20 protein-coding genes are annotated in these 21,199 nt (G+C 62.5%); 7 read left to right on the top strand and 13 right to left on the bottom strand.

Annotated features, from left to right (window positions below):
- Positions 1-273 precede the first annotated feature (273 nt).
- The 3 genes from BLU15_RS19950 (at position 274) to BLU15_RS19940 (ending at position 3,668) form a co-directional block, all read left to right on the top strand.
- Entirely contained in the window at positions 274-1,434 is a 1,161-nt protein-coding gene (locus BLU15_RS19950) for an MFS transporter (protein ID WP_090297363.1), read from the top strand.
- A 265-nt stretch (positions 1,435-1,699) separates the two neighbouring features.
- Positions 1,700-2,905 (top strand): MFS transporter, encoded by a 1,206-nt coding sequence (locus BLU15_RS19945; RefSeq protein WP_090297361.1) that lies wholly within the window; start codon positions 1,700-1,702, stop codon positions 2,903-2,905.
- 124 nt (positions 2,906-3,029) lie between these two features.
- Positions 3,030-3,668 (top strand): LysE family translocator, encoded by a 639-nt coding sequence (locus tag BLU15_RS19940; protein WP_060582249.1) that lies wholly within the window; start codon positions 3,030-3,032, stop codon positions 3,666-3,668.
- A 63-nt stretch (positions 3,669-3,731) separates the two neighbouring features.
- On the opposite strand, the gene BLU15_RS19935 is transcribed toward BLU15_RS19940, so the two are convergent.
- A complete protein-coding gene (locus BLU15_RS19935) occupies positions 3,732-4,217 on the bottom strand; it encodes a hypothetical protein (RefSeq protein ID WP_034790421.1) in 486 nt (161 codons plus the stop codon).
- Positions 4,218-4,356: 139 nt separating this feature from the next.
- Between BLU15_RS19935 and BLU15_RS19930 the strand changes: the two genes are divergently transcribed.
- Positions 4,357-4,950, top strand: coding sequence for a TetR/AcrR family transcriptional regulator (locus tag BLU15_RS19930; protein WP_176960312.1), 594 nt, complete (start codon positions 4,357-4,359; stop codon positions 4,948-4,950).
- A 73-nt stretch (positions 4,951-5,023) separates the two neighbouring features.
- On the opposite strand, the gene BLU15_RS19925 is transcribed toward BLU15_RS19930, so the two are convergent.
- From BLU15_RS19925 to tauA, 9 genes are all read right to left on the bottom strand, one after another.
- A complete protein-coding gene (locus tag BLU15_RS19925) occupies positions 5,024-5,488 on the bottom strand; it encodes a cupredoxin domain-containing protein (RefSeq protein WP_090297355.1) in 465 nt (154 codons plus the stop codon).
- A 116-nt stretch (positions 5,489-5,604) separates the two neighbouring features.
- On the bottom strand, positions 5,605-6,615 hold the full coding sequence (gene pta / locus BLU15_RS19920) for a phosphate acetyltransferase (protein WP_034790423.1): 1,011 nt from the start codon (positions 6,613-6,615) through the stop codon (positions 5,605-5,607).
- Entirely contained in the window at positions 6,615-7,652 is a 1,038-nt protein-coding gene (locus tag BLU15_RS19915; RefSeq protein WP_034790424.1) for a YeiH family protein, read from the bottom strand. Before BLU15_RS19915 ends, pta begins: the two co-directional genes overlap by 1 nt.
- A 72-nt stretch (positions 7,653-7,724) precedes the next feature.
- A complete protein-coding gene (xsc, locus tag BLU15_RS19910) occupies positions 7,725-9,500 on the bottom strand; it encodes a sulfoacetaldehyde acetyltransferase (protein ID WP_034790425.1) in 1,776 nt (591 codons plus the stop codon).
- A 34-nt stretch (positions 9,501-9,534) separates the two neighbouring features.
- Positions 9,535-10,935 (bottom strand): NAD(P)/FAD-dependent oxidoreductase, encoded by a 1,401-nt coding sequence (locus BLU15_RS19905; protein WP_034790426.1) that lies wholly within the window; start codon positions 10,933-10,935, stop codon positions 9,535-9,537.
- 18 nt (positions 10,936-10,953) lie between these two features.
- The gene (locus tag BLU15_RS19900) at positions 10,954-11,334 is read right to left on the bottom strand and encodes a nuclear transport factor 2 family protein (RefSeq protein WP_090297417.1); all 381 of its coding nucleotides are present in this window, start codon (positions 11,332-11,334) and stop codon (positions 10,954-10,956) included.
- A gap of 117 nt (positions 11,335-11,451) precedes the next feature.
- Complete coding sequence (locus tag BLU15_RS19895; protein WP_034790428.1) at positions 11,452-12,279, bottom strand: ABC transporter permease subunit; 828 nt, start codon at positions 12,277-12,279, stop codon at positions 11,452-11,454.
- Positions 12,272-13,084: a taurine ABC transporter ATP-binding protein gene (locus BLU15_RS19890; RefSeq protein ID WP_034790429.1), complete on the bottom strand. Its 813-nt coding sequence runs from the start codon at positions 13,082-13,084 to the stop codon at positions 12,272-12,274. Before BLU15_RS19890 ends, BLU15_RS19895 begins: the two co-directional genes overlap by 8 nt.
- An 84-nt stretch (positions 13,085-13,168) precedes the next feature.
- A complete protein-coding gene (gene tauA / locus BLU15_RS19885) occupies positions 13,169-14,185 on the bottom strand; it encodes a taurine ABC transporter substrate-binding protein (protein WP_034790430.1) in 1,017 nt (338 codons plus the stop codon).
- A 144-nt stretch (positions 14,186-14,329) separates the two neighbouring features.
- On the opposite strand from tauA, the gene BLU15_RS19880 reads away from it, so the two are divergent.
- The gene (locus tag BLU15_RS19880) at positions 14,330-15,826 is read left to right on the top strand and encodes a MocR-like pyridoxine biosynthesis transcription factor PdxR (RefSeq protein ID WP_034790431.1); all 1,497 of its coding nucleotides are present in this window, start codon (positions 14,330-14,332) and stop codon (positions 15,824-15,826) included.
- A 461-nt stretch (positions 15,827-16,287) separates the two neighbouring features.
- Here the strand turns inward: BLU15_RS19880 and BLU15_RS40650 are convergent, their stop codons facing one another.
- Positions 16,288-16,416: a hypothetical protein gene (locus BLU15_RS40650; protein ID WP_256386627.1), complete on the bottom strand. Its 129-nt coding sequence runs from the start codon at positions 16,414-16,416 to the stop codon at positions 16,288-16,290.
- Between the two features lie 127 nt (positions 16,417-16,543).
- Here BLU15_RS40650 and BLU15_RS19875 point away from each other — a divergent pair, with 127 nt between their 5' ends.
- Positions 16,544-18,103: an ABC transporter substrate-binding protein gene (locus BLU15_RS19875; RefSeq protein WP_034790432.1), complete on the top strand. Its 1,560-nt coding sequence runs from the start codon at positions 16,544-16,546 to the stop codon at positions 18,101-18,103.
- Between the two features lie 92 nt (positions 18,104-18,195).
- On the opposite strand, the gene BLU15_RS19870 is transcribed toward BLU15_RS19875, so the two are convergent.
- Together BLU15_RS19870 and BLU15_RS19865 are read right to left on the bottom strand one after the other, a co-directional pair.
- On the bottom strand, positions 18,196-19,593 hold the full coding sequence (locus BLU15_RS19870; protein ID WP_090297351.1) for an endo-1,3-1,4-beta-glycanase EglC: 1,398 nt from the start codon (positions 19,591-19,593) through the stop codon (positions 18,196-18,198).
- Positions 19,594-19,728: 135 nt separating this feature from the next.
- A complete protein-coding gene (locus tag BLU15_RS19865) occupies positions 19,729-20,337 on the bottom strand; it encodes a TetR/AcrR family transcriptional regulator (protein ID WP_090297348.1) in 609 nt (202 codons plus the stop codon).
- Positions 20,338-20,435: 98 nt separating this feature from the next.
- Here BLU15_RS19865 and BLU15_RS19860 point away from each other — a divergent pair, with 98 nt between their 5' ends.
- On the top strand, positions 20,436-21,158 hold the full coding sequence (locus BLU15_RS19860) for an NIPSNAP family protein (RefSeq protein WP_060610655.1): 723 nt from the start codon (positions 20,436-20,438) through the stop codon (positions 21,156-21,158).
- The last annotated feature ends 41 nt before the right edge of the window (positions 21,159-21,199 follow it).

Here is a 21,199-nt window from a genome sequence, read left to right as displayed (position 1 = left end):
GCGCGATAGCGCGGCGGGCCACCCAGCGGTTCGTTTCCGATACCGATCGGGAAGAAGTGTTGTGTTCCCTAAACCTCTTTGCTAGAGGTTCCTTGTCGTATTCAGCTTAGGCGAGCATTCATTCGCATCGCCATGACCCGAACCATCGGGGTCCGCAGCGCCGACACTCTCCCCCCCCAAAAAAAACGCTTCGATCCTTCCGGCGCCACGAACGGGCTAGACGTCTTCGCGCGCCGGTTCTCTCCTGCTTCTCAAGCTCAAGGACGATAATCCGTGCCCTCACGCTTCATTTTGCCCACCCTCGCGCTTGCCGTTTTCTTTGTCGGCGCGACCGAGTTCATGCTGTCGGCGATGCTTTCGCCCCTGGCCGTGGCCTTCGAGACGACGCCGGCGCACGCCGCATGGCTCGTCAGCAGCTACGCGCTTTCCTATGCCGTGGCCGCGCCGATCTTCGGCTACCTTTCCGATCGCATAGACCGTCGCCGACTTCTGCTCGTGTCGCTGGTTCTGTTCTCGATTGACGGCCTCGCGCTGACGATCGCGCCGAGCTTCGGGGCAGCGATCGTCCTGCGGGTCTTCGGCGGCCTGGCGTCGGCGGCTCTGATGCCGACGGCCTTTGCCCTGGTGGCAGACATCATCCCCGCGCACCGACAATCCGCCGCGATGGGAGCGGTGATGATCGGCATGACATCAGGCATCGTCTCGGGGCCGGTCATCGCCGGCGTCCTGACGGAGGCATTCGATTGGCGTGCGCCTTTCCTGGTGACTGCCGCCGGCTGCCTCACGACAGTTGCCATAGCCCGGAGTGCGATTCCCGCCCGGGCGGGAAATCCCCCAGTGCCGAAGATGAGGCGTCCTGTCTGGCTCGGCCGTGGCAATTTGATCCGCCCCCTGGCCGCGAAAGGCCTTTGGAACGGAACGGCTGTCGCCGGTTTCCTTCTTGCCGGCGAGGTCCTGCGGCTTCGTTATGACCTCGGCGTTGCGGCCACCGGCGTCTCCATCTCGGCTTTCGGTCTGGGACTCTTGCTTGGCAACCTCGGCGTCGGCCGAGCCGCACGGCTGTTTCGCGGTGACGATCGCACGCTGATCGTTGCGCTGTTCCTCCTGAGTGCGGCGGTCGGCGGCTTCATGCTCAACCCCCTGTCGTTCACGGGGGACCTCGTTTTCCTGACGGCATGGGGCTTTGCCTTGGGGCTCGCCGCACCGACGAGCACCGCCATTCTTGCGAGCCTCGCCGGAGAGGAAAAAGGTCAGGTGCTTTCGCTTTCGGAAAGCCTCAACAACCTGACGATCCTGGCCGTGCTGCCGCTTGCTGCGATGCAGCTCGACGCGACTGGTGCAACTGGAGCGGCGCTGGTCCTTGCCGTATTCCTCGCGATCGGTGTTTTCCTCGCGATCGCGGACCTTGCCACCCGAAAGCCGACAGCGCCGTGAGACCTGTCTCGCGGGGGAAGGCCTGAGTCGGGGCGAACGAGGCGGCGGGGCAAGAACCGCGCCTTGCCGGCAAGCTCCGGGGCGTCCTCAGAGGAAGGCTGGCCAAGAAAGTGCCCGTGCGAGCCTAACCTCCCGCCCCGACAGCTCATTTTTTCGCGCGCAGCGTCATCCGGTGGTTGCCCGCCTATCGGAGGATGCATAAGCTCCCCGCCGCGCGGCATCGCCGCAGGCCGTTTCACGGCATCCTGGAGTCAAGAAATCAACCATGACAGTCGCCATCCCTGCCGTGACACGCCCGAAGACGCATCTGGCCGTCCTGGTCGTTCTCGGGGTCACCCATCTCCTCAACGACCTCATGCAGTCGCTGATCCCGGCCGCCTATCCGATCCTGAAGGACGCCTATGCGCTCGACTTCGTGCAGATCGGCATGATCACCATGACCTTCCAGATTGCCGGGTCTCTGCTGCAGCCGGCGATCGGCATGGTCACGGACAAACACCCCGCCCCCTATTCGCCAGTCGTCGGGATGATGTTCACGCTCTCGGGCCTGGTCAGCCTCGCCCTTGCCGATAGCTATGCCATGATCCTTGTCTCTGTCGCGCTGATCGGCATCGGGTCGTCCATTTTCCACCCGGAAGCCACGCGCATGGCGCGCTATGCCGCCGGCGGCCGGCAGGGATTGGCGCAGGGACTGTTTCAGGTCGGCGGCCAGGCCGGCGGCGCACTCGGTCCGGTTTTTGCCGCGGTGATCATCGTTCCCTGGGGGCAGCCGAGCCTCGCCTGGTTCGCCGCCCTGGCGTTGCTGGCAATGGTGCTTCTCGCGTGGATCGGCGGCAAGCAGCGGGAGATCAGCGCCGCATTCATGGCGCTGCGGGCGGACAGCAAGAAGGCGGGCAGCATCCGCCACGCGCCGGCGACGATTGGCGCCGCTCTGGTGGTCCTGACGCTGCTGATGTTCACCAAGAACGCCTATGGCGAAAGTTTCCGCTCGTTCTACACCTTCTACCTCATGGAGAAGTTCGGTCTCTCCATCCCTTCCGCACAGATGATGTTGTTCATCTTCCTGCTTGCCTCGGCCGCAGGCGCACTGATCGGAGGGATTGTCGGCGATCGCATCGGACGCTACCGGATCATCTGGATCTCGGTTCTGGGGCCGCTTCCCCTGACGCTGATCCTGCCACATGCCGATCTGTTCTGGACCGGCGTGCTGACGGTGATGATCAACCTGATCATGGCAAGCGCCTTCGCATCGATCCTGATCTACGCCATCGAGCTGTTGCCGAACCGCATCGGGCTTATCGGCGGGCTGTTCTACGGCTTGAACTTCGGTCTCGGCGGCATTGCGGCAGCGCTTCTCGGGATACTGGCCGATAGCTACGGCGTCGAAACGGTCTACTATATCTGCTCGTTCCTTCCGCTTGCGGGGCTTCTCGCGTGGTTCCTCCCGAAGATCGAGGAAGGTCATTCTTGACGAACGTCTCCCGCTCTCTCGACGGAGAGAGCGGGAGAGGACATTCCCGATTGTGGGATGACGCAACGCGTTTCATACTCGCCCTGCGTCGGCGGCAGCAGCGTTCTAAAGAGAGGATAGTGACATGCATGAACTTGCAATTCTTGCCTCCATCCTGGGCGTCTTCCTGCTTGGAGCCATGAGCCCCGGGCCGAGCTTCATCGTGGTGTCGCGGATCGCGATCGCACGGTCCCGCGCCGATGGATTGATGGCAGCGGTCGGCATGGGCATTGGCGGCTTTTTCTTCGCCTGTATTGCGGTCGCCGGCCTGACGGCGATCCTTCTTCAGGTTGAATGGCTCAACATCCTCCTGAGGCTCGCCGGTGGCGCCTATCTCGTCTGGATCGGCATAAGCATCTGGCGGGCCGCACCGCAGAAGATAGTGATTGCCGAGACACCCGCCGACCAGCCGAGCACGCTCTGGAAATCCCTGCTACGGGGGCTCTTCGTTCAGATCTCCAACCCGAAGACGGCGATCTTTTACGCCTCGATGTTCGCCGCGCTGTTGCCGTCGCCGGCGCCTACCTGGATGCTTCTCGCCCTGCCCCCGCTGCTCTTCATCAACGAGTTCGCGTGGTACGCAATCGTCGCCCTCGGCTTTTCCTCCCACGGCCCGCGGGTCGTCTACCTGCGCTCCAAGACCTGGATCGACCGCGCCGCCGGCGCCGTGGTGGGCGCACTGGGGCTGAAGCTGATGACGGATAGCGCACGAACAATCGCCTGACGGCGCCTGTTCGCAGCGTTGCCTTATCCGAACGACCGGTCGGCCGCCGGCACCTAAATCCGATCACCGGACGGGACGCCGCAACAGGGCGAGCGTATTCAGCGCGGTGATGACGGCGAGCGGGAACTGGGCGATCCCCGTCAATTCAAAAAGCAAATTATCCGGCAACCGGTACACGGGCTCGGGAAACAGGGACCGTGCTGCATCTGTTCCGAAGCCGAAATAGGCGGCGTTCTTGACCACATGGTTCCAGCCGCCCTCGTAGATGCCGATCATTGCGACCGGAAAGGCAAGCACGACAAGGGCGGCCAGCCAGGTCGCGACACGTCCAGCCGTGGTCCCGCTCCTCGACCGGCCAACGAACAGGGCGGCCACAATGACTATTGCCGCCGGCACGGCCAACTGGACGATATGGAGACGCCACGGTGTTTCATAGATGTAGGCGCCATAGGCGTGATGCAGGCTCGTCAGGGTGAGCAGGAAAAGCGCGCAGGCACCCGCTTTTCGAAATGGGGAAGAGAGAGGGGACGTTGCAGAAAGCGCAACCATGGCTGTTCCTCGATGTTGACTAGACGACATTCGGCTAGCACGATCCGGAACACGGTGTTCGGAAGTTGCGAAACAGAAGGGCGCCTCGTGTACCGAATGGGACTGCAACGCGCGCTCGTTCGGAAAAAGGAGAACAAACTTGCCGATCGATCGACGCGTGGCCCGAACGCGCACGGCGCTCTATGAAGCTCTTCTCGCCTTGATACGCCGCAAGCACTACGAACTGATCACCGTCGAAGACATCCTGACCGAGGCGAATATCGGGCGGTCGACGTTCTATGCGCACTTCACGTCGAAAGACGACCTTCTGAAACGCAGTCTGGAGCGTCTGCGCGATCTGCTGGTGACTGCAAAAGACAAGACGATCTCATCGCCACGCGAGCGGGAGCGAGAAGAGGCGTGGGATCCCAGCCGCGCCTTGTTCGAGCATGTCGCCGAACACGTGGACATCCAGGTCGCGCTTGCCGGCGGACGCGGAGGCGGCATCGTTCGCGATGCGGTTGACGAGGTGCTTGCGGAGGTCCTTCGCCAGTCGCTCCCCGCCACGATGCATGCCGCTCTTCCGCGTGACCTCGTGATCCGTCACATGGTCTCCACGTTCAACGCCGTTCTGCGCTGGTGGCTGGAGGAGCGACCGGAAATGCCTCCCCGGGAAGTCGATGCTGCGTTCCGAAAACTTGTACTTGATGGCCTGCCGCCGGAGACATGCCGGCCCTTCATCATGACGTCGTGACCGACAGCCTGCACGGCAACCGGATTTTGCTTCGCTGCGCGCACGGCGAGATCGCTGCGGGAAGATCGGGCGCCTATTCGGCGCACAGCATTCGGGCGTCGAAAGCGCTTTGCTCTTTGTTGAAGCGCACTGCGATGGCCTTCTTCAAACCATCCGGGTGCACTTGAAGCACGCCGTCGGCCTGGCCGGTTTCGGCAGGCGTCTCGATCTGCCGATAATTCACGAGGCCGGGCACGAGATCCACCTGCTCGACATAGCCCGGTACTTCGAAGCTATAGACGATGTCCGTCGAGACGAGTTCGAGGTTCACCATCGCGCCGGCGGGAAGCGTGAACCGAGCGCCAACGGCGCATTGGACGGTGGGATCATCTTCGAGACGTTGGCCTGGCTTGCGGTATTCGAGCGTGAGCGCGCCCTTATCCGCCCTCAATAGGATCGTGAGGTCATCGTCAGTAGACGCGGCCTCCTCTGCTGTTGCCATACCCGACGATACGAAGGCCATGGTAAGAAAGAAGATGATCCTTGACGCCCAAGTCATTGTTCGGTCTCTCCTTTAGATCGGCAGTCGATAGACCGCCGATGGTCCAATTCGACCCAAAGGTGATAGCTTTGCCAGGCTCAACCGGCAAGGCGGTTCGCTGTCACTTGCGCGACTTAGCCGGTCGACTGCCCGCCCGACGCCTGAACGACGGTGACGGCGATCATGTGGAAGACGTCGTCGGCGTTGCAGCCGCGCGAGAGATCGTTGGCAGGCTTCGCAAGCCCCTGCAGGATCGGGCCGATGGCGGTGGCGCCGCCGATGCGCTGGGCGATCTTGTAGCCGATGTTTGCTGCGTCGAGGTTGGGGAAGACAAAGACATTGGCCTCGCCATGCAGCGCCGATTGCGGCGCCTTTGCCGCGCTGACGGCCTCGACAAAAGCGGTGTCGAATTGCAATTCCCCGTCGATCACCAATCCCGGCGCTGAGGCATGGGCCAGGCGCGTCGCCTCCACCACCTTCGAAACGCGCTCATGCGCGGCACTGCCGGCCGTCGAGAACGAGAGCATCGCCACCTTCGCCGGTTTGCCGGAGAGCGCCTCGTAGGAGCGTGCCGAGGTCACGGCGATATCGGCAAGGCCTGTGGCGTCAGGATCCACAACCAACCCGCAATCGGCGAAAACGAAGGCGCCCTTCTTTTCGTGGTGCGGCGCGCAGAGCATCATCAGGAAGAAGCTCGACACCAGTCCGACATCCGGTGCCCGGCCGATGGTCTGGAGTGCGGCGCGCACGGTATCGGCGGTGGTGGCGACAGCGCCCCCGACCGTTCCGTCTGCCTGATCCTCGCGGACCATCATGGCCGCAAAGACAAGAGGCGAGCGTACGGCTGCTGCCGCGGCCGCTTCGTCGACACCCTTGCTACGACGGAGATCGTGGTAGGCAACGGCAAGGTGCTCAGTCAGCGCAGACGAAGTCGGATCCTCGATGCGGATTTCGTCTGGTGCGCCGCCGGCGGCGTGCAACTCCTCCGCGACGATTTTCCTGTCGCCGACGAGCGTGATCTTGGCGATACCGGCGCGCACGGCGCGCAAGGCGCCTTCGACGATGCGTGGGTCTTCGCCCTCGGCGAGCACGATATGGCGCGGGGCGGCTTTAGCGGCCTCGATAATGCGATCGAGCGGTTTCATCAGGCGTGCCCCAGATAGTGAATGCCGACGAGGATGAAGAGAGCGATGAAGACGGTTTCGGCGACGATCAGCGCGACGGCGTCGCCACCGACATCGAGCACGCGGCGAAGCGACGTGCGCATGCCGACGGCGACGATGCCGGCAAGCAGCGCCCAGCGCGACGTTTCCATGCCGGCCTTGGCCACCAGTTCCGGCACGAAACCGAAGGAATTCAGCGCTGCAAAGATCAGGAAGGCGACGACGAAGCCGGGCAAGAGCGGCGGGCGCTTACCGGTCTCGCCCTCAGGCTGCGGTACTTTGCGCAGTGACAGCGAAAAGATGAGCACGACCGGCGCCAGCATGGTGACGCGGATCAGCTTGACGAGCGTCGCCGTTTCGCCCGCCTCCGGCGAGACCGAGAAGCCTGCGCCGACGACCTGCGCGACGTCATGGATGGTGCCACCGAAGAAGATGCCCGTGGCGCGCGCGTCGAGCCCCATGGTCTGGGCGAGGATCGGATAGGCAATCATCGCAAGTGTCGAGAGCACGGTGACCGAAAGCACGGTGAAGATCAGGTTGCGCTCGGAGAACTCGTTCTTGGGAAGAACGGCTGCGATCGCCATCGCTGCAGACGCTCCGCAGATTGCGACCGAACCGCTGGTGATAAGCGCCAGCCGCCAGCCACGCCCGAGAAGCTTTGCGGCAAGCAGGCCGAAGCCGATGGTCGCGGCGATGGCTGAGATGAGGAGCAGGATCGTGCTTGCGCCAAGCCCGATGAGGAGGTCGACGCTGATGCGCATGCCGAGCAGCGCCACACCGATGCGCAGCACCTTCTTGGCACAGAAATCGATGCCGGCGACGCAACGCCCTTCCTCGGACAGAAAGTGAAAGGCGATGCCGAGCAGGAGCGCCATGAGCATGGCCGGCGCGCCGTAGTGGTCGGAAAGGAATTGGGCAGCGACGGCCACCGCCGCGGTAACGGCAAAGCCAGGCCAGTAGGCCGCAAAGCCGGAGGGCACGCTTCGGAAGCGTTCGTGGACGGAGGCGACGAAGGTCATGGTTCTGTTCCGGTCATCTGCGGGAGGCTTCGCCCCGCCCGGGTACCGGGCGGGGCTTGACGTAATCGAGGATCAGGCCCGCTTCTGGGGACGCATGTCGGCGCGATCGATACCGGCAACGGGCACCGGCTTCTTCATCGCGTCTCGGCGGAAGGGTTCGCCGAGCTCCTGGTTGAGGATGACTTCGATGAAGGTTGTCACGCCCTTCTTCTGGTCGGCGATCGCAGTGGACAGGGCTTCGGTGAGAGCTGCGGTCGTGTTGACCGCCACGCCCTTCAGGCCGCAGCCTTCCGCCACCTTGGCGTAGGAGAGGTTGGGGTTGAGCTCCGTGCCGACGAAGTTGTTGGCGTACCAGAGCGTCGTGTTGCGCTTTTCGGCACCCCATTGGTAGTTGCGGAAGATCACCATCGTTATCGCCGGCCATCCCTCGCGGCCGATCGAGCCCATCTCGTTCATCGAGATGCCGAAGGCACCGTCACCGGCAAAACCGACCACTGGCACATCAGGGCAACCGATCTTGGCGCCGACGATCGACGGGAAACCGTAGCCGCAGGGGCCGAACATGCCCGGCGCCAGATATTTGCGGCCCGCTTCGAAGGTCGGATAGGCATTGCCGATCGCGCAGTTGTTGCCGATGTCGGTGGAGATGATCGCTTCCTTCGGCAGGGCCGCCTGGATCGCACGCCAGGCCTGGCGCGGTGACATGCGGTTCGGCTCGCGCGAGCGTGCGCTTTCGTTCCATTCCGTGCCCGGATCATCGTCCTCGTGATCCATCGAGGAGAGTTGCTGCTGCCAGGCCGAGCGGGTCTGGTGGATCGCGGCCTTGCGCTCCTCGCGGCCGGCATCGCCGGCAGACGGCGAGAGCAGCTCCAGGATCTGGCGGGCGACCTGCTTGGCATCGCCGCAGATGCCGACCGACACCTTCTTGGTAAGCCCGATCCGGTCGGCGTTGATGTCGACCTGGATGATCGAGGCGTTCTTCGGCCAGTAGTCGATGCCGTAGCCCGGAAGCGTCGAGAACGGATTGAGCCTCGTGCCGAGCGCCAAGACAACATCGGCCTTGGAGATCAGCTCCATCGCAGCCTTCGAGCCGTTGTAGCCGAGCGGGCCGACCGACAGGCGATGGCTCCCCGGGAAGGCGTCATTGTGCTGGTAGCCGCAGCAGACTGGCGCGTCGAGACGCTCGGCGAGCTTCATGGAATCGGAGATGGCATTGCCGATGACGACGCCGGCGCCGTTGAGAATGACCGGGAATTTTGCCTCGGACAAAAGCTTGGCCGCTTCGGCAATCGCCTGCGGGCCACCAGCCGGGCGCTCGAAGCGAACGATCGCCGGCAAGTCGACGTCAATCACCTGCGTCCAGTAGTCGCGCGGAATGTTGATCTGCGCCGGCGCACAGCCGCGCCAGGCCTTTTCGATCACCCGGTTGAGGACTTCAGGGATACGCGAGGGATCGCGTACTTCTTCCTGGTAGCAGACCATCTCCTCGAACATCGCCATCTGGTCGACTTCCTGGAAACCGCCCTGCCCGATCGTCTTGTTGGCCGCCTGCGGCGTGACCATCAGAAGCGGCGTGTGGTTCCAGTAGGCGGTCTTGATCGCGGTGATGAAGCCGGTGACGCCGGGGCCGTTCTGGCCGATCGCAACCGACATCGTGCCCGTGGCGCGGCTGAAGCCGTCGGCCATCATGCCGGCATTGGTCTCATGGGCGCAGTCCCAGAATTTGATGCCGGCCTTCGGGAACAGGTCCGACACCGGCATCATGGCCGAGCCGATGATGCCGAAGGCATGTTCGAGGCCATGCATCTGAAGAACTTTGACGAAGGCTTCCTCGGTGGTCATTTTCATGGGGTGGTTCCTTTCCTGGTATTATTTCAGAGAGTTAGAGGATCTCGTCACGGAGGTAGTACCAACGGTACATTCCCCATTGGCCGAGCCGTCGGAACGGCGTCAGAAGCCCGTGGCCCGGCAGAGGCGAAGTGAAGATGGGAAGGTCGAGGCCGCCGCCTTTGCCGGCGACCATCTGGGCCATGCGACGGCCGGCCTGGGCGGAATACATCACGCCGTTGCCGCCATAGCCCATGGCGTAGAACAGCCTCTGGCTCCGGTCCGGCTGGAAGATGCGCGGCATCATGTCGTGGCTGACATCCACCCACCCCCACCAGGAGTAGTCGATGTCGATGCCGCGGAGTGCCGGGAACTTGCGGTAGAGACCGGCAAGCAGAAGCTCGAGATGCTTCGGATTGCTCGCGTCGCGTCCGGTGATGGCGCTGCGGCTGCCGATCTGCACCCGGCCATCCGGCAGCATGCGATAGTAGTGACGCAGCGTCCGCGTATCAGTGAGCGGGATGCGCGCCTTGAAGTTCAGCGCCTTCTGCTCGCTTTCCGTCAGCGGCCGAGTGACGATCGAGTTCGACAGGATCGGCATCAGTCGGTGGCGGGTGAGCGCGTTCATGCCGGGTGACGTGTAGCCGGCCGTCGCAATGCAGACGGCACGCGCCCGCACCGTTCCGCCAGGCGTCGTCAGGTAATGCATGCCGCCCTTGGCGGTGCAATCAAGTACCGGGCTCGACGTATGCACCTTTGCCCCCAGCTTGCGGGCAAGCCTGAGGTAACCGAAGGCGAGCTTGGCGGCATGGATGCCCATGCCATCGGGCTCATACATCGCCCCGCGTGCTTCCTCGTCGCGAACGAAATCGCGGTGGATCTCGTCGCGCGAGACCATGCGGGCGCGATAGCCGAAGGTATCGTTGAGAACGCGAACCTCGCTTTGCAGCGCCGGCAGCATCTTGTCGCGGTGGGCGATATAGAGATGGCCGCCATCCTGCGGATCGCAGTCGATTTCGGGCTCGCGGACGAGAGAGCGAAAGAGGTCGAAACCCTCGGAAATCTCCGCATGCATCTTGCGGGCAACGTCCACGCCCCAGCGGGCGATCCATTGCGAGCGCTTCAGGCGGCCGGCGGAAATCTGTGCCTGCCCGCCGTTGCGGGTGCTGCAGCCCCAGGCGACGCCATTGGCCTCCAGAACCGCTGCCTTGATGCCGTGCTCGCGCGCCAGATGAATGGCGCAGGAGAGACCGGTATAGCCGGACCCGATGATCGCAACATCGACATCGATATCGCCCGTGATCGGACCGTCGTCCTCCGGTTCGGGACCGGCGGTGCCGATCCAGTAGGTCGGCGCATAGTCCTTGCCCGTGCCGGGGCTGCGGGCATGGTTGGGGTCATAGGCCGGGTCAAACGGCTCTCTTTCAGGCTTCAAGGGTGTGGCGCGCAGTTGCATGGCTCTAGCTCCAGGCCATCAGTAGCGGGGTTGCAGGACCGGGCGGTTCTTGCGGAACGCCTGCTTGCGCACGATCTTGCCGTTGCGGAAGGTGAAGAGGTCGCAGCCTTCTGCCTCGATGCGGCTGCCGTCGGCAGCGGTGCCGGAGAAGGTCCACTCGGACACGCCGCGATCGCCTTCGACGAAGTGGCTGTGGTTGCCCCATTCGGCGTCCGGCATCGATTTCCAGACGCCGCTGAAGGCATCTGCGATCGGACCGGTACCGACGAAACGGTTGCCGTAGACCTCCGGGCCGCCGACGGCGTTGAATACGCAATCTTCGGCGAAGAAGTGCATGACCCCGTCGATGTCATGCCGGTTGAAGGCATCGAACAAGGTTTTGAGATCGGTTGCCGTCAGTGTCATGGTCCAGTCCTTTGGCTTGGTCGTAAGGCATGGCTTCGCCGGAGACGGGAAAGGCCGTCTTCAAAAGGCCGCCAGGCCGTATTCAATTGAAGTGTCGGAGGTGGTCGCCGGTTAGAGGCGGCCCTTCCAGGGGATCAGCGCCTTTTCGAGGTAGCGGATCAGAAGATCGAAGGCGAAGGCGAAGATGCCGATGATGAAGATGCCCATGATCACCGTGTCGCTTTCGAGGTTTTCGGCGGCATTCAAAACCATGAAGCCGAGGCCTCGGTTGGCCGCCACCATTTCGGCGGCAACCAGGGTGGTCCAGCCGACGCCGATGCCGATGCGCATGCCGGTGAAGATCTCCGGCAAGGCCGCCTTCATGATCACCTGACTGATGACCTGCCCGCGGGTGGCGCCCATCGCATAGGCAGCGTGGATCTGTTCCGTCGAGACCGAACGCACCCCTGCCCTTGCGGCAATTGCCATCGGCGCAAAGATCGCCAGATAGATCAGGAACACCTTCGGGAACTCACCGATGCCGAGCCAGATGATGACGAGCGGCAGGTAGGCGAGCGGCGGCAACGGCCGGTAGAATTCGATGATCGGATCGAACAGGCCGCGCACGAAGCGATTGACGCCCATGAGCACGCCAATCGGCACGGCGGTCAGCAGCGCCAGCAGGAAAGCGCCGAACACGCGGCCGATACTGGCAAGCGTGTGCTGCATCAGCGTCGAGTTCGAAACACCGTCGGTCATCGCCAGCATGAACTTGTCCCAGACCGCCAGCGGCGACGGCAGGAACAGCGGCTTGACCCAGCCGCCTTCGGTCACGAGGAACCAGAGAGCGACGATGACGACCGTCGTCGAAAAGCTGATGAGGCCGCTGCTGCCTTCACCGGGCGCGCCGAAGATCTTGCCGGCCTTTACGGGCTTGGCGCGTGTCACTCTGTCAAGCATGGGCCACCTCCGGGTTGCCGGACGCACGTTCGTCGCCATAAATGATGCCGAGCACTTCTTCGCGCATGCGGATGAATTCCGGGCTGGATTTGATCGCGCGCGCATTGCCCTCGGCGAGGAACCGCTTGTTGAAATTGAGCTCGTAGGTGTGGGTGATGCGGCCCGGGCGCGGCGACATGACGATCAGCCGCGAGCCGAGGAACAACGCTTCTTCCACACTGTGGGTGATGAAGAAGAACATCTTGTTGGTGAGCTGCCAGACCTTGAGCAGCAGCTCCTGGATGGTCTCGCGTGTCAGCGCGTCGAGTGCTGCCATCGGTTCGTCCATCAGGAGCATCGCGGGATCGCAGGTCAGCGCCCTTGCGATGCCAACACGTTGCTGCATGCCGCCTGAGAGGTGATAGATCATGTGGCGGTGGAAATCCTGAAGGCCGACCAGAGCTAGGTTCTTGGTGGCAAGATCCCGCCGGGTCGCCTTGTCGACGCCGCGCAGCTTGAGGCCGAACTCGGTATTCTCGATGACGTTCAGCCACGGCAGAAGCGCGTGCTTCTGGAAGACGACGCCGCGCTCGGCGCCAGGTCCGTTGACCTGGTGGTTGCCAAGGGTGATGTCGCCTTCCGACGGGGCCATGAAGCCCGCCATCAGGTTGAGCAGCGTCGTCTTTCCGCAGCCCGATGCGCCCAGCGCAACGACGAAGTCTCCGCTGTTGATGGTAAGGTTGACGCCTTTCAAGGCGATGATTGCCTGGTCCGAATAGAGGCCCGGGTAGGTCAGACTGATGTTTCTGACGCTCAATGTTTCCATGAGAAATGCCTCCCTGCACCTCGGTCACGGTCTATGGTGGTGCGCCGGCCGCTCCTCAACGGCCGGGGCAATCGACAGATTAGCCTATTGTGCGGCCGCCTTGGCAAAGTCGGCGTTCACATAAGGCGCGTAGTCGTCGAGCGACTGGCTGATCTGCTTCTGCTCGACGAGGAACTTGGCGCTTTCGGTCAGTGCACGCGTGGCGCCGCCGCCGAGCCAGACCTCGGAGGCCTGCTCATCCGCATTCGGGAACGAAAGCAGGCGCAAGGCTTCGACGGTGCTCGGGCCATCGCCGCCGATCAGCTTGACGATGCCTTCCACTTGCGGCGACTCCTCCGTCCACGCCGCCTTGTTGGCGTTGTAGTCGGCATAAGCGTCTGCCAGAACCTTGGTGAAGGCTTCCATCAGCTTCGGGTTCTCCGAGGCCCAGGCCTTGTCGACCACCAGCCCGTCGAAGGTCGGCACGCTAGCCGCGCCAATCACCTCGGAATCCGAGATCGTCTTGCCGGTCTTCTGGATTTCTGAGAGCGCCGGCGGCCAGACATAGGCCGCGTCTATATCGCCACGCTGCCAGGCGGCAACGATCTGCGGCGGCTTCAGGTTGAGGATTTCCACCTCGCGCGGATCGACGTTCCAGACCTTGTTCATACCGACCAGCAAGTGAAAATGCGACGTCGAGACGAAAGGCACGGCGACCTTCTTGCCCTTGAGATCGGCCGGCGTCTCGATGCCCGAGCCCTCGCGGGCGACTAGCGCTTCCGACTGACCGATATTGTCGAGGATCCAGAAGAGCTGCAGTTCGACGCCGCGCGTCGCGGCAGCCGCAGTACCGGTCGAACCGAGAACGCCGATCGGCACGTCACCGGAGGCAAGCGCCGTAGTGATGTCGCCGGCCGAGCTGAATTGGCGCCAGTCGATCGAATAGCCGGCCTCCTTGGCGGCTGCATCGAAGCGGCCATCGGCGATCGCAGCCACGAACGGGCCAACGATCTGCTGATAGCCGACGACGAGTTTCGTTTCGGCATAAGCGACGCCGGATGCGGCCAGGCTCGCGACAATGCTGGCGGCTGCGGCCAGTCGTCTGAAATGTCCATGTAGCATTTGTCTTCCTCCTCTTTGTTTATTCGCTGACCGTTTCTCCGGTCTTGCTGATGACGATAAGGCCGAGATCCGGCTTGCGTTATATCCAGTCTGGAAGTTGAATAGATCCAGTTTAACGCCGTCGGGGGAGCAGGCGTCGTGCAGATGAACGTTTCCGAAACCATTTTTTTCATCGATCGCGACAGTGGGATCGGCCTGCAGGCGCAGTTGCGCGAGACGGTCGTTTCGGCCGTGCTCGCCGGAAGGGTGCAGCCGCGCGCGCATCTGCCATCCAGCCGCAAGCTCGCCGACTATCTGCGAATATCGCGCATCACGGTGACACTCGCCTATCAGGAACTGATCAACCAGGGCTATGTCGAGGCGGTCAACCGCAGCTCCTATCGCATCTCCGGCAATCCGCCGGGCATGGATGTGGAAGGGGAGCGCCGATCCGCCGGCTCCAATCCGATCGACTGGAGCCGCAAGATCAAGATGAGCTTTGGCGTCGTGCGCCAGGTCGCCAAGCCGCTGGACTGGCGGCGCTATCCATTCCCCTTCCTCTATGGCCAGATGGACCCGACACTGTTCGATCTCAATGCCTGGCGCGACTGTGCCCGCCGGGCTCTGGCGCGAGAGGATTTCGTGCTGATGGCGAGCGACTTTGCCGCGGCCGACGATGTGCGGCTGGTCAACTACATCTGCTCGCGCACGCTGCCGCGCCGGGGCATCCATGCCACGCCGGACGAAATCCTCGTCACCGTCGGCGCGCAGAATGCGCTCTGGATCGTGACCCGTCTGATCCTGGAGAAGGGCTCCGCCGCCGTCTGCGAAAATCCCTGCCATCCCGATATCAGCGCCTCGCTGCTGTTGAGCGGCGCCGACGTCACCACCGTCGATGTCGATGTCGAGGGCCTGTCACCGGATGCCTTGCCGGAAAACGTCGATGCCGTCTTCGTGACCCCGAGCCACCACTCGCCGACCGGCGCGACTATGCCAGTGGATCGGCGTACGCAACTGCTGCAGGCTGCGGAAGAACGGGATTTCGTCATCGTCGAGGACGATTACGAGTTCGAGATCAGCTACCTCGCTCCGCCTTCCCCGGCGCTGAAGGCGCTCGATCCGTCAGGCCGGGTGCTCTACATCGGCAGCTTCTCGAAATCGCTTTTTCCCGGGCTTCGGCTCGGCTACCTCGTGGCGCCAGCCCCCTTCATTCGCGAGGCGCGTGCGCTTCGCTCGCTGATGTTGCGCCACCCGCCCGGACACCTTCAGCGCACCGCAGCCTATTTCCTGGCGCTCGGCCATTATGACGCCGTGCTCCACCGGATGCGGACCGAATATCACAAGCGCCACGTAATCATGGCCGAGTCACTGCGTAGGGCGAACCTGAAAGTCGCAGGCTCCTCGACCTTCGGCGGCACGTCCTTCTGGATGGAGGGACCGGAAGGGCTCGATGCCGACCGGCTGGTCAGCGAATTGCGGCAGGACGGCGTGCTGGTCGAATCCGGCTCGCCCTTCTTCCCCAGAAGCGACCAGCCCTGCCGCTACTTCCGGATGGGATATTCGTCCATTCCAAGCACAAGCATTGCCGAGGGCGTCGCCCGGGTTCGCGCCCGCATCGACAGTCTTTGCGGCGGCAGCGAGCAGGCCTCCGTGGCGAAGTGACAGGTTGACCGCTTGTGGCTTTCCCTATCGAGCTGGCCGTAGCGTATCTTGGGCTAAGGCGTCCTCTCCATTGCCCGGAATGTTGCTCGCGCCTGGGCCGATCAATCGGTCATTTGGATTGTCGCCATAAGCGTATTCAAGATTGTCGACAAAGACGTTGACAAATACTTTTGGCGTGCGATGGTGCCGCTTAGCAGCAACGAGCTAGGGAGGAGCAGGTTGATGCAAGGGCTCCAGAAGACCGCGCACTCGCACGATGTATTGCAATGCCGCACGCACGAGCCCGCACCGCCGGGCCGGCTCGCCTGACATCTCCTCGTTCGATCGCCATTGCGGCGTCCAACACTGGCCTCGGGTTTCTGAACCGCCTCCATGAAGCGGCGCAGAGATATGCCCCTGTTCGAGTTGATGCTTGGTGTTGGCCATCGAATGACCGCCGATCGACAACGGGACTTGGTGCTTCAAGCCTCGCCAGGAGGCTTTCGCTTGGGTGCATCGCCGTCCAGGAACGCCGGTTGATCGAGATTGCCGCATAGGCCGCCGAAGGTCTTTGCGGTGATCGACACGACCGAGAAGGTCATGCCGCGCAACAGCAGATCACGCCACTGGCCGCCCCTGTCGGGCGGCGAGATGGACGGCCTGTGAGCCGTCCTTGCCTCTTAAAAAGAAGCTTCCCGTTCAAGGGGACCGGTGACCTCAACAAAGGAGAACAGCAGAATGCTCAAGAAACTGATCCTCGCAGCCGCCATGTCGACGGCGCTTTCCGCGGCTGCTCACGCGGAGACGCTCAAATGGGGCTCCTCGCGCGATATCTACTCGCTCGACCCTTATTCCTATGGCGACAGCTACACGCTGTCTTTCCTCAATCACGTCTATGAAGGGCTCGTGCGCTTTGACGCCGACCTGAAGATCGAGCCGGCCCTGGCGACCTCCTGGGAAACGGTATCGGACACGGTCTGGCGGTTCCATCTGCGCGAGGACGTCAAGTTCCACAATGGCGCTGATTTCACGGCCGATGACGTGATCGCCTCGCTGACGCGGGTCAGCGATCCGGCATCTCCGCTGCGGGGCAACCTCCCGGCATACAAGTCGGCGAAGAAGGTCGACGACCGCACTGTCGATATCGAACTGACCGGCCCCTATCCGCTGCTCTTGAACGACCTGACGAACATCCACATTTTCGACGCCACGTGGCTCGCCGACAACAATTCGCTGAAGCCGACGGATGTCGGCAAGAAGATAGAAGGCTACGCTACCTACCACACCAACGGCACGGGTCCGTTCAAGCTCGAGAGCCGCACGCCCGACAGCAAGACCGTTCTGGTCAAGAACGGCGAGTGGTGGGACCCGGCGAAGTCCAACATCGATCGCATCGAGTTTACGCCGATTGTCTCAGCCGCGACACGCGTGGCGGCACTGTTGTCAGGCGAGATCGACTTCACTGAGAATGCGCCGGCGCAGGATCTTCCGCGCCTTGTCGCGCAGCCGGACCTGAAGGTGATGGAGCGCACCGACCTTCGCACCATCATGATGGGCTTCAACCGCAAACCGAAACTGGCCGACGGCGTCGACAACAAGTTCAACGACCTGCGTGTCCGCCAGGCCGTCGCCCATGCGCTCGACACAGAACTCATCCAGAAGCGGGTCATGCGCGGCAAGTCGAGGACAGCGGGTGCGATCGTTGCGCCGGAAATCCCGGGATATGTCGAAGCACTGGACAAGGTCGTGCCGTACGATCCCGAACTGTCGAAAAAGCTGCTCGCCGAGGCCGGCGCAAGCGATCTCCCCTTCACGCTCGTCTGCACGAACGAGGCCTATGTCAACGAAGAGGAGCTTTGCCAGAGCATCGTCAACATGCTGAGCCGCGCCGGCTTCAAGCCGCAACTCGACATCGGCCCGACGGCGGCACAGGCGCCCAAACGCACGGGCGGTCTGTCGGATGTCTACATCATCGGCTGGGCAAACGAGCCGATGCTCGACAGCTACTCGATCCTGCTTCAGATGATCGAGACGAGGAGCGACAAGGCGGGCGTCTTCAACTGGGGCGGCTGGAGCTATCCTGATATCGACAAGCTGATCATCCAGGCATCGACCGAAATGGATCGGACCAAGCGGCTCGATCTGCAGACCAAGGCACTGCAGATGGTCAAGGACGAGATCATCATGCTGCCGCTGCACCAACAGCCAATGGCTTGGGTAATGAGCAACAAGATCGATAAGGTCGCTCAGCTCGCCGACAACAAGCCGCGCCATTGGCTCACGCATATCGCGGACTAGCCCTGTTGCGGAGCTGGAACGGCGAACGTTCCGGCTCCGACAGGCCGGGACCGGCAGCCCGGACGCTGCCGGCCCCCTTCGTGCTTCTCCGCCTAGATCAGCCAGTCGGCGTCCAGCGCATAGGCCTCGATGGAATCGATCTTCATTTGCGACCCGTCGTCAAAATCGCCATCGGGTGTGCCGGCCATTCCGCCGACCGCGAGATTGACGAGCATGTACATCGGCTCGTGCATGTCCGCGGGGGTATCGGCGCGGGCGATCTCCGTATCGTCGAAATACCAGACGATCTCGTCTTCCGTCCAAAGCACGCCGTAATCGTGGAACCCGTCGGTATCGGCTACTTGCGCGCCGTCTCTGACGATCGTGTGCTCGCCGCTTTCGTTGGAATGGGCGGTGGTGATGACGGTGTTGGTGTCCTGCCCGCGCATTTCGACGACGTCGAGCTCCGGCGGCCAGGAGCCGTCGGCGGGCAGCAGCCAGAAAGCGGGCCAGGCGCCCTGATCGTCCGGCATGTCGGCCCGCATCTCGAAGTAACCGTAGGTCTGTGCAAAGGACGAATAGGTCGTCAACATCCCGGACGTGTAGTCATAGCCGCCGATCTCCGACTGGATTGCGTCCGGTGCACGCTCTGCGGTGATCGTCAGTACACCATCCTCGACCGAAAACGGGTTAGCCGATGCGGTCGGCCCGTAACTCGGATTGACGTACCATTGCAGCTCACCGTTTTCCGAGAGCGTCGCCCCCTCTTCCGGCGCCCACCAGTATTTGGCATCCCAGATGCCGCCCGTGCCGTCGGTGAGCTGAAGCGTGTCGAAATCGTCTGAGAAGGTCTGCGTCAGGGCGGATCGGTCCAGGCTCAACTGGAATTGGCCCTCCTGCAGTTGGTCGGCTGTCATATCGGCCAGGACCAGGCTTTCTCCATCGCCGAGATGGAGGCGGAGATCGTCTCCCTGCTGGCCTGCATTCGCCAGCACCTCTTCGAACGAGGTAATCCCGTATCCGTCGAGACGAATGGTATCGTTGGAGCTGAAGTCGGTGACAAGGTCGCTGCCGTTGCCGTGCTCGAACACGAAGGTATCAGCGCCTCCGGAACCGACCAGCACGTCATTGCCTGCGCGTCCGTCGATGGTCTGGCTGCCGGAGCCACCGGTGATGATGTTGTCGGCGCTGTTGCCGAAGGCGTGTCGACCGTCACCGGTGACGGTCAGGTTTTCGAAGTTCTCCGGTAAGCTGTAGCTCATCCAGGTATCGATCGTGTCTATCCCTTCGCCGGGTGCCTCTTCGGCCCGGTTCGTCGATGAATAGAGATAGTAGACGTCGTCGCCCGTGCCGCCGAACATGGTCACATCGACGGAACCGTCGCCCCAGATCGAATCGTTGCCGGGAGTTCCGTAGAGCGTGGACCCGGATCCGGTTGCGGAAAACCATGCGGTCGAACTTCCGCTGTAATGGAGCGGTTGTCCGAGGGCGTTCATGGCAGTTCTGCTCATCGAGAAGTCTCCTGTTTACTGGAGTGCCCCTTCCCGATGAGCACCTCTAGCATCTCAAGCTGTCGCCCACACCCCCAACATTTGCGGATAATCCGGAGCAGCGGCCTCCCCACGAGGGAGCCGAGCGGACCCAGCCTAGACGTATTTCGACGCGAGAAGTGCTGCGATCTCCGCCTGACAGTTCACGAGCGGACGTGTGTGCTGATTGGCTTTTGCCATCGCCATCGCGCCGGAATAGGCGGCGATGATCAGGGTGGCGAGGCTGTCGGGTTGAATGCCTGCGACGCGCTTCAGGCGGATGTCTTCCTGGAATCGCGCTGCGAGCGCTTCTTCCCAAGCCTCAAAAATTGCACCCAGCGCCTGCTGCATCTCGTCATCATGCCTGGAGACTTCGATCGCCATATTGTTCAGTGGGCAGCCGGAGACGGAGCCGTTTTCGGAGAGCTCGCTGATGATCTCGGTGAAGATCTGATCGATCGCTGTGGGCGTATCGCTCGAGATACGCAGCGGGTCGATCCACGTTTGCCGCACCGCTTCGGCGACGCGGTCGCGGATAACCGCCAATCCAAGTTCCCGTTTGGCCGGAAAGTGATGGGCCATAGCGCCCCCCGAGACGGATGCCTTCGCGCGCAATTCCTGCATTCCCGTCGCGAGATATCCTTGGGTGACAAAGGCCTGGTAGGCCGCATCGACGATCCTGCGGCGCACCGCTTGAGGATCGTTGGTTCTTTTGTGTTCGCTCATGACCGCCGCCTGAAAAATCGTTCGCCATAGTGCCTTGACAAAACAGGTCGATCAACCTGTTATTAGAAACAGGACAATTGACCTGTTTTGGAGGATTCATGGAACCGCACGCCGTTTACGAACTTCGCCGCTACCGACTTCATCCCGGCGGAAGGGATCGCCTGATCGACTTGTTTGACCGCGAATTCGTTGAACCGCAGGAAGCGCTCGGAATGCGTCTTGAAGGCGAATTCCGCGACTGCGACGATCCCGACGCCTTCGTCTGGGTACGTTCCTTTGCCGATATGCAAACGCGAACCGACGCGTTGGCGGCCTTTTATTCGGGCCCGGTTTGGAAGGACCATGGGTCTCGCGCCAACGAGACGATGCTCAACTCGGACAATGTGTTGCTGGTCAAGCCTGTCGCTGGCATGCAGCCGTTTCCTCACAACCTTGCAAGGGAGCAAGAGGCACAATCGACCAGAGGTGTCGTCACCGTGAACCTCTGCTCGCTGGCGCCCGGCACGGAGGACCGTTTCGCTGCATTCTTCATCGCCGAGGCACTGCCGATCCTCGAAGACGCCGGTGCTCGCATCGACGCGGTGTTCGTTACCGAACGCAGCGCAAACGCCTTCCCGAGGCTCCCCGTCCGTGAGGGCGAAACGGTGTTTATCTGGTTTGAAATGCATGAGGACGACGACGGCCTTTCACGGCATCGGGAGCAACTGAACAAGGACGTCAGATGGACCAGTGAGGTCTTTCCTCGAATGGATAGCCAGTGCTGGCGAAGGATCGAGGTTTCTCGGCTGACCCCGACGTCGCGATCGCTTTGCACCTTGTAGCTGGCGCCCATACACGACGGATCGGTACGAACGCACCCACA

This window comes from Ensifer sp. YR511, from assembly GCF_900103045.1.
In the GTDB taxonomy this organism is placed as follows: Bacteria; Pseudomonadota; Alphaproteobacteria; order Rhizobiales; family Rhizobiaceae; genus Ensifer; species Ensifer adhaerens.
The sequence above is the reverse complement of the archived record's forward strand: the minus strand, read 5'-3'. Positions and strand labels throughout refer to the sequence as shown.

Bases quoted from the DNA above. Each gene is read 5' to 3' on its own strand.
- BLU15_RS19945 (WP_090297361.1), top strand. From the start codon at position 1,700: ATGACAGTCGCCATCCCTGCCGTGACACGCCCGAAGACGCATCTGGCC.
- BLU15_RS19940 (WP_060582249.1), top strand. From the start codon at position 3,030: ATGCATGAACTTGCAATTCTTGCCTCCATCCTGGGCGTCTTCCTGCTT.
- BLU15_RS19935 (WP_034790421.1), bottom strand. From the start codon at position 4,217: ATGGTTGCGCTTTCTGCAACGTCCCCTCTCTCTTCCCCATTTCGAAAA.
- BLU15_RS19925 (WP_090297355.1), bottom strand. From the start codon at position 5,488: ATGACTTGGGCGTCAAGGATCATCTTCTTTCTTACCATGGCCTTCGTA.
- pta (WP_034790423.1), bottom strand. From the start codon at position 6,615: ATGAAACCGCTCGATCGCATTATCGAGGCCGCTAAAGCCGCCCCGCGC.
- BLU15_RS19915 (WP_034790424.1), bottom strand. From the start codon at position 7,652: ATGACCTTCGTCGCCTCCGTCCACGAACGCTTCCGAAGCGTGCCCTCC.
- xsc (WP_034790425.1), bottom strand. From the start codon at position 9,500: ATGAAAATGACCACCGAGGAAGCCTTCGTCAAAGTTCTTCAGATGCAT.
- BLU15_RS19905 (WP_034790426.1), bottom strand. From the start codon at position 10,935: ATGCAACTGCGCGCCACACCCTTGAAGCCTGAAAGAGAGCCGTTTGAC.
- BLU15_RS19895 (WP_034790428.1), bottom strand. From the start codon at position 12,279: ATGCTTGACAGAGTGACACGCGCCAAGCCCGTAAAGGCCGGCAAGATC.
- BLU15_RS19890 (WP_034790429.1), bottom strand. From the start codon at position 13,084: ATGGAAACATTGAGCGTCAGAAACATCAGTCTGACCTACCCGGGCCTC.
- tauA (WP_034790430.1), bottom strand. From the start codon at position 14,185: ATGCTACATGGACATTTCAGACGACTGGCCGCAGCCGCCAGCATTGTC.
- BLU15_RS19880 (WP_034790431.1), top strand. From the start codon at position 14,330: ATGAACGTTTCCGAAACCATTTTTTTCATCGATCGCGACAGTGGGATC.
- BLU15_RS19875 (WP_034790432.1), top strand. From the start codon at position 16,544: ATGCTCAAGAAACTGATCCTCGCAGCCGCCATGTCGACGGCGCTTTCC.
- BLU15_RS19870 (WP_090297351.1), bottom strand. From the start codon at position 19,593: ATGAGCAGAACTGCCATGAACGCCCTCGGACAACCGCTCCATTACAGC.
- BLU15_RS19865 (WP_090297348.1), bottom strand. From the start codon at position 20,337: ATGAGCGAACACAAAAGAACCAACGATCCTCAAGCGGTGCGCCGCAGG.
- BLU15_RS19860 (WP_060610655.1), top strand. From the start codon at position 20,436: ATGGAACCGCACGCCGTTTACGAACTTCGCCGCTACCGACTTCATCCC.